4 protein-coding genes are annotated in these 6,720 nt (G+C 73.5%); all 4 read right to left on the bottom strand.

Annotated elements, in window-relative coordinates:
• Window positions 1-31: 31 nt before the first annotated feature.
• Window positions 32-1,729, bottom strand: coding sequence for a multiheme c-type cytochrome (locus tag ACG2DA_RS21010; RefSeq protein ID WP_395258428.1), 1,698 nt, complete (start codon window positions 1,727-1,729; stop codon window positions 32-34).
• Between the two features lie 150 nt (window positions 1,730-1,879).
• Window positions 1,880-3,193, bottom strand: a complete 1,314-nt coding sequence (locus ACG2DA_RS21005) for a DUF1573 domain-containing protein (protein WP_395258426.1) — start codon at window positions 3,191-3,193, stop codon at window positions 1,880-1,882.
• 129 nt (window positions 3,194-3,322) lie between these two features.
• Complete coding sequence (locus tag ACG2DA_RS21000; RefSeq protein ID WP_395258425.1) at window positions 3,323-5,572, bottom strand: O-antigen ligase family protein; 2,250 nt, start codon at window positions 5,570-5,572, stop codon at window positions 3,323-3,325.
• Window positions 5,573-5,582: 10 nt separating this feature from the next.
• Window positions 5,583-6,720: MraY family glycosyltransferase (locus tag ACG2DA_RS20995; RefSeq protein ID WP_395258423.1), on the bottom strand; the 1,138-nt coding region annotated here is incomplete at its 5' end.

Raw genomic sequence — 6,720 nt, 5'->3', positions numbered from 1 at the left:
CGGGGCCGCCCGGGTCGAGCTCGCCTTCAGCTCAGTCCCGCCAGGGGTGGGCGATCTTGGGCCAGTACTCGGCGAAGTTGAAGTCCGGGCTGTTGTCGCCGTCGTGGCACTTCACGCAGGTCGTTTGGGCGGCGGTCGCCAGTTCGACGTGCACCGCCTTGTTCGCGGCCCGGTACTCCTCCTGCGAGACGGATGACGGGTCCGCCTTCCACCGCTCGAAGGTGGCGACGTGGCCGGAGCCGGGGCCGTGGCAGTTCTCGCACTGCTGGGCCTGAAGCTTGTGGTACCGGTCCATGCCGGAGAGGCCCTCGCTGCCGTCCGCCCCGCCGCCGCCGGAGCCGGCGGCGATCCGCTCCGGCAGGTAGCCGCCCTCGTACGGGAAGTAGCCCTGCGGGTCCCAGCCGGTCACATGGCAGGAGAGGCATTCCGGGTCGAGCCGACGGTCGGCCCAGTCGCCCTCGAAGTTCGCCCGGCCCTCCGTGAGGCTGGCGAGGGCGTGGGCGTGCGGGCTCTCCTTCCACTTGGCGTAGGCCTTGGTGTGGCACTCGCCGCACTTTGCGGCCCCCACGTACCCGCCCGGCCGCGGCGGGGCGGCGGGGGGCAGGTCCTCGAAGATCGCCTCGAGGTTATCCGCGATCGACTGCTGATAGCTCGCCATGATCGGGTCCATGGACCGGTCGTGGCCGTAGCGGTCCTTGGAGAGGGTGACCAGCGCGTAGGTCAGCCGCGGACCGTCGGAACCCTCCGCGGGCGGGTAGACGCCCACCACGCCGGCGTGCTTGCCCTTGTGGCCGACGCGGAGCAGCAACGCCTCGCCCTCGGGAGTGGAAACGACCTCCGGCTCCGGCGAGGGGTCCTCCGGGCCGCCGGCCGTCACGGCGACGTGGAAGCCGGGAAAGTCCTTCAGGTACTGCGTCGTCTGCTCCGGCAGGGCCTGGGAGAGCAGCACGCGGACGTCGCAGTCGGCGAGTTCCTCCAACGCCTGCGGGAGCGCCTCGGGGGCGTCGTAGACGCCGATCGTGCTGGTGGGCTCCGGGTCGTTCAGTTCCGCCCCCATCGTGTCGCCGACGACCCCGGCGAAGCCGATCTTCAGACCGCCGGCTTCGAGGATCTGCGTGCGTTTGACGCCCGTGGCGACGGCGGTCTCGCTGGTGGAGTCGCCGTAGAGGGAGAGGTTCGCCGCGATCATCTCCGGGGGGTCGTAGACGTGCTGGACGAGGTAGTCCGCCCCCAGCCGCATCTCCTCGGGGCCGAGGTTCAACACGCCGTAGCCCATCTGGTCCAGCGCCCGCCGCATGGCGGCGAACTTCAGTTCGGTTTGGAGGCGGTTGCGGCGAATCGTGCCGCCGAGGTCCGCGGCGACCACCTCCCAGCCCCGCTCCTCCCGCAGCTTCTTGAACAGGGCGCTGCGGCGGGCGACGCCGCCGTTCTGCTTCTCGGAACAGCCGCAGGGCTCCAGATAGCCGTGCACCTCCCCGGTCAGCACGATCGCGGCCGTCGGCTCCTCCCACGCGGCGAGCGGGTCGAGGTACGGGTCGGCGACCCCGCCCTCCAGCGCCGCGGTTTCCGGGGCCGGGCCGTCGGTCAGATCGCCGCCGCGGGAGAGGATGAAGGCGCCCAACCCCAGCGCCGCGGCCCCGATCGCCGCCCCGACAAGGATCTGCGGCCACGCGGAGGCCGTGGTCTCGGCGTGCGGACCGGACGGGGGAGCGGGGTCGGTAGAACTCATCGCGGGGGGACCCGATCCGTGGGAACGCGGGGGCGGTCCGCCCGGCGGCCGGAGCGGTCCGTGTGAGGGGGTATCGATCCGGGGCCGACGTCGGTCAACCCCCGGATGGACGCCAGGACGCCGCGGCGGGGGCCGGCGCGGCCCGGCGACTCAGCGGTAGGACGCCATCTCGATGAAGAACTGGAGCTTGCGGGCGTCCGGGTGGTTGGTGTTCGCCGTGACGATCACCTTCCCCTTGCGGATGTGCTGGGCCGGCGGGGAGCCGGGCGGCACGACGAAGTCCAGGAACAGCTTCTGACGGCCGCTCTCCACCGAGAAGCTCGGATCGCGTCGCACCTTGAGCTGGACGTACTTTTCGGTGCTCTCAATGTCGGTGAGTTCCAGCGGCTCCTCCATCCCGTCCACGAACAGCTGGAGCGTGCCGGTGGTCCCCTCCTCCGCCGAGAAGGCTCCCAGGTCGAACGCCAGGGCGTTGGGCAGGAACCTCTGGTTCTCCCGCTGCACGGGCACGAACGCGAAGGGCCCCCGCACCGTGCCGACGACCTCCGCCTTCATCGTGCTGTAGTCGACCGTGATCTTCCCCTCCTTCGCCCGACTCGGGTCCGGCGGCTCCTCGTCGAAGTTCACGGAGACCGTCTCCCGGAAGCGACCGACCGGCATGCCGGGCAGCAGTTCCACGGTGACCACGACCCCGCCGGTGAACCCAAGTTCCGCCGCGGATTTCGGCGCCGGCGGGCGTTCCTCCTCGGGCACGTCCTCCGGCAGCTCCTCGGCCGGGCTGATCGGTTCGGACAGGTCCGCCGGGCGGGTGGTGACTTTGAGGTACTGGGAGGGGCTGTCCGTGCCGGTCACGGTCACCTCGTCCCGCAGCCGGGAGAGGACCTTGAACGACTTCGACGCCGACTCCTTCCCGTCCACCACGCCGAAGTCGAGCGTGTTGCTGGGGAACGACTGGAGCAATTCCTCCACGCGACCGTGCACCTCCAGTTCGATCCGGGGGGCGTCCGGGTCGTTGGTGTGAATGAAGGCCCGCTGGGCGAACTCGTTGGCGACCTTCTCCGGCGTGTAGGTGAGGGTGACGGTGGTCGATTCGCCCGGGGCGATCCGCTCGTCGTTACCGGCCTTCGGGGCGGTGCATTTGCAGGTGGTAATGGGCTCGCCCAGTTCCAGCGGAGCCTCGCCGACGTTCTTGACCACGAAGGTGTGGGAGTCGCTCTCGCCCAGCGCGATCGTGCCGAAGTCGTGCTTCGGCTCCTCGATCAGCACCTTCGGGTGCGGGCCCTTGGCCGCGGGCCGCACCTTCGGTTGCAGGAAGCGGGCGTCGTTCTTCGCGAACGCCGGCACCGGGGCGGTGGATTCGTCCACGAGCCGGCCGGCCGCCGGGGCGCCGACGAAGAAGTAGAGGCCGGCGCCCACCGCGACCACGATCGCGGCGACGAGGGCGATGCGGGCGAATACGTTCATGGAAAACGGATTGCGGGCGAGGACGGGAGACGAAGACGCGAAGGAGGACGACGCCGGAACGGCGTTCGCTGCTGATACGTCCCCGCGGGCGGGGGCGTTGGACGGGCATCATAGGCCCGCGACCGCGCCTCAGTCGCCCGCGGACCGCGTTCGCCGCAGGTTCTCCACGACCTCCTCCGGCAGAACCCGGTCGGCGTGTCCGGCGGCGCGGGTGATCGCGTCCCGCTCCAGCGCCGCCGCGGCCGCCGTGCGGGCGGTCCCGGCGTCGCCGGCCCGGGCGGCGGACTCCGCCAGCCGGGCCCACGGCGTCGCGGCGGAGGGGTCGAGGGCCGCCGCCGCCCGGTCGGCCTCCATCGCCTCCGACCAAGCCCCAACCGTCCGGGCCAAATCCGACAGCCGCTCTTGCGCCCGGCCGTCGTACGGGTTCCGGGAGAGGACTTCGGCCCACAGCGCCTCGGCCTCGCGGCGGTCGCCCGGGGCCTCCGGGTCGGCGAGGGCCCGCGACGTGGCGAACTCCGCCAGCGCGACGAGGGCCGCGTCCGACAGCGGGTCGGCGGCGTCGGCCCGCCTCAGCGTCCCCCGCGGGTCGCGGCCGCGTGCGGCTTCCGCCCCGGCGAACTCGATCAGCCCCCCCGCAGTCCGCCCCGGCAACAGGACGAACCACAGCCCCCCGACGGCCAGCAGGGCGGCGACGACGGCGACGATCGCCCCCCCTCGCCGCCGCGGTTCCTGCCGCTCCCCCGCCGCGACCGGCGCCGCCGCGAGGGCGAGGAGGAAGAGGACGATCACCGCCGGGAATTCCGCCCCGTCGGCCCCCAGCAGGTGCACGGCGAGCCCGACGCACGCCGCCGCCCACGCCGGGCCGGTCAGTCGCGGCACCGCCGGACGTCCGCACCACCGCAGCACGGCGGCCGCGGGCGCCGCGGCGAGCAGGATCGGCCAGTTCCACTCCCGCACGACGGCGTAAATCCAAGGATTCAGGTCCGGGGCCACGTCCGGCGTCGGCCCCAGCAGACCGCCGAACGCCCCGATCAGGCCGAACGCCGCCAGCGCCCCGACGAACAGCGGATCCCAGCCCATCGTCTTCTCGTCCACCTCTTCTCCCCTGTCGATCTCCGGCGGAGCGGACGCCTTTCGCCACCGCGTCACCCCGCACCAGGCCAGCGCTGCGGCGAGCAGCGGGGCGAGCAGCCCGCCGCTGGTCCACAGATCCAACACGAGGTTGTGCGGGGCGGCGATCGCCTCACTGGCCGCGGCCTCCTTGTGGAGCAGATAGAACGGCCGCAGGTTCGCCGGACCGGCGCCCAGCAGCGGCCGTTCCGCCAGCGCCCGCAGCGTGCCGGTCCAGTACTGCAGGCGAAAGGCGAGGGAGCGGGGGGCTTGGGAGAGCACCTCCCGGTCGAGCTGGCCCGCCCACACGGCGGCCCCGACGGCGACGCACAGCAGTCCCCCGGCGATGGCGGCGCCGAGGAGCGTCCTCTTCCCCAGGCTCCTCCCCGGCCCGCGGCCCCAGCGGAGGACCGCCCAAGTCAGCGCCCCGGCGGCGAAGCCGACGTAGCCGGTGCGGCTTTTCGTGAGTAGTAGGACGCCGATCAGCAGCGCCGCGGCCAGTCCGGCGACGACGAGGGTCGTTCGATCTCTCCGCAGCAGCGCCGGGAGCAACAACGCCGCGGCCAGCAGCACGCCGGCGAGGGTGTTCGCGAGGGAAAACGGCCCGAACGGCTCCCGCGATCCCAACAGGCGGTCCTCCCACCGCTTGCGGGCGGCGGGCTCCTCCGGCACGCCCATCGCGGCGAGGCGGGCCCGGGCGGCGTCGCGGATCGCGGCGTCCGGGCTGTCGGCCTGCTCCCGGGCTTGGCGATAGGCCGCCCGGTCGGCCGGTAACGAGACGGCTACCTGCCACGCCCCGACCGCCGCCGCGGCCGTGCCGCAGGCCACGGCCAGCGCCGCCAGCCGCACGGCGTCGCCCGGGCGCCAAAGGCTGCGGAGCAGCACGGCGGTCGCGGCGAGGCCGGCCCAGTTGAAGACGGTCTCCGCCGCCGCCCGCCGCGGCCCGCCCTCCCAAAAGATCGGCGCCGCGGCGACGGCGTGGGCGAGAACCAGCCCCGCCAGCAGGCTTTCGCAGCGCCCCCACCGCAGTCCCCCGCCGGTTCGCCACGCCCGCACGGCGAGGACGGCCAGCGCCAGCAGGGCGAAGACGGAGAGCCAGCCGTCCGCGGCGGCGTCGCCGGGGGTCAGGCCCAGCAGCGTCGCCTCGGTGGGGACGAGAAAGCGACCGGCGACGCACAACCCCGCCGCGGCCCGCAGCGGGCGGAGCCAGGGGTCGCCGGCGGCCGGCGGGGCCGGGGCGGGCGTTCGCTCGGCGGGGGCACTGGGCATCGGGAGGGGTTCAGTCCGCGGCGCCGTCGCCGATCGGCCGGGGCACAAGGCCCGGCATCGCCGCCCCCCCGCGGCGGGTGGAGAACTCCAGCACCGCCACGATCCCCAGCACCCCGCCGACGATCGCCACGCACAGCCCCGCCCCGACCCAGCCGTCCACCCGGTAGAGCAGCAGCCCGGCCAGCCCCGTCACGAGGGTGCACAGCCACACCGTCTTCACCGCCCCCCGCTTGGACAGCCCGCGGTCGGTCAGGCGGTGGGAGAAGTGATTGCGGTCCGGCCGAAACGGGCTCGCGCCGTCCCGCAGGCGGATCGTGAGGACTGTGGCGAAGTCGTACAGGGGCACCGCCAACACGCACAGCGGGGCGAAGATCACGTGATTCCCGAACCCGTGGATGCCCGCCCCCTCGCCCCGCACCGGGGCCTCGTAGAAGGTCCCCAGGGCGCAGCAGGCGGCGAGCATGAAGCCCACGAAGGTGCTGCCGGCGTCGCCGAGGAAGATCTTCCCGCCCCAGTTGTGGAACAGGAAGCCGACCAGCGCCCCGCAGAGCGTGAGGGCCATCGCTCCGACGAACCAGTGCGGCCGCGGCAGGGCGACGAGCATGATCGTCGCCAGCACCGCGGCGGCGATCGCGGCCGTGCCGGAGCACAGGCCGTTCATGTTGTCCAGAAAATTGAAGGCGTTGGTCAGCACGACCAGCCAGAGGACCGTCAGCGCCGTCGCCGCGATCCGGCCGGACAGGCCGGGCAGGAACAGGCTGAACCGCACGCCGGCGACCACCACGATCGCGGCGCAGCCGAACTGGACGAGCAGCCGCCATCCCCAGGCGACGCCGCGGCGGTCGTCCCAAAGGCCTACCGCTGTCAACACCGTGCCGGCGCCCAGCACCGCCAGCAGCGTGGGCAGCTTCGCCCCGGCGCCGGCGAGGTGGGGCCGCAGGGCCGTCGGGACGATCGACTCCGGCAGCCAGCCGTGACGCACGAGCGCCGCCGCCGCCGCCCCGCCGAGCAGCGGGCCGACCACGGCGAACCAGACCGCCAGCCCGCCGCCCAGCGGCGTGGGCGTGCTGTGCACCTTGCGGGCGGCGTCCGGGGCGTCGACCAGCCCCCACCGGGGGGCCAGCCGCCGCATCAGTCCGGTCGCCGTC

This window comes from Alienimonas sp. DA493, assembly GCF_043951915.1.
GTDB lineage: Bacteria > Planctomycetota > Planctomycetia > Planctomycetales > Planctomycetaceae > Alienimonas.
The sequence above is the reverse complement of the archived record's forward strand: the minus strand, read 5'-3'. Positions and strand labels throughout refer to the sequence as shown.

Coding starts and splice junctions, on each gene's coding strand:
- ACG2DA_RS21010 (WP_395258428.1), bottom strand. CDS start 1,729: ATGAGTTCTACCGACCCCGCTCCCCCGTCCGGTCCGCACGCCGAGACC.
- ACG2DA_RS21005 (WP_395258426.1), bottom strand. CDS start 3,193: ATGAACGTATTCGCCCGCATCGCCCTCGTCGCCGCGATCGTGGTCGCG.
- ACG2DA_RS21000 (WP_395258425.1), bottom strand. CDS start 5,572: ATGCCCAGTGCCCCCGCCGAGCGAACGCCCGCCCCGGCCCCGCCGGCC.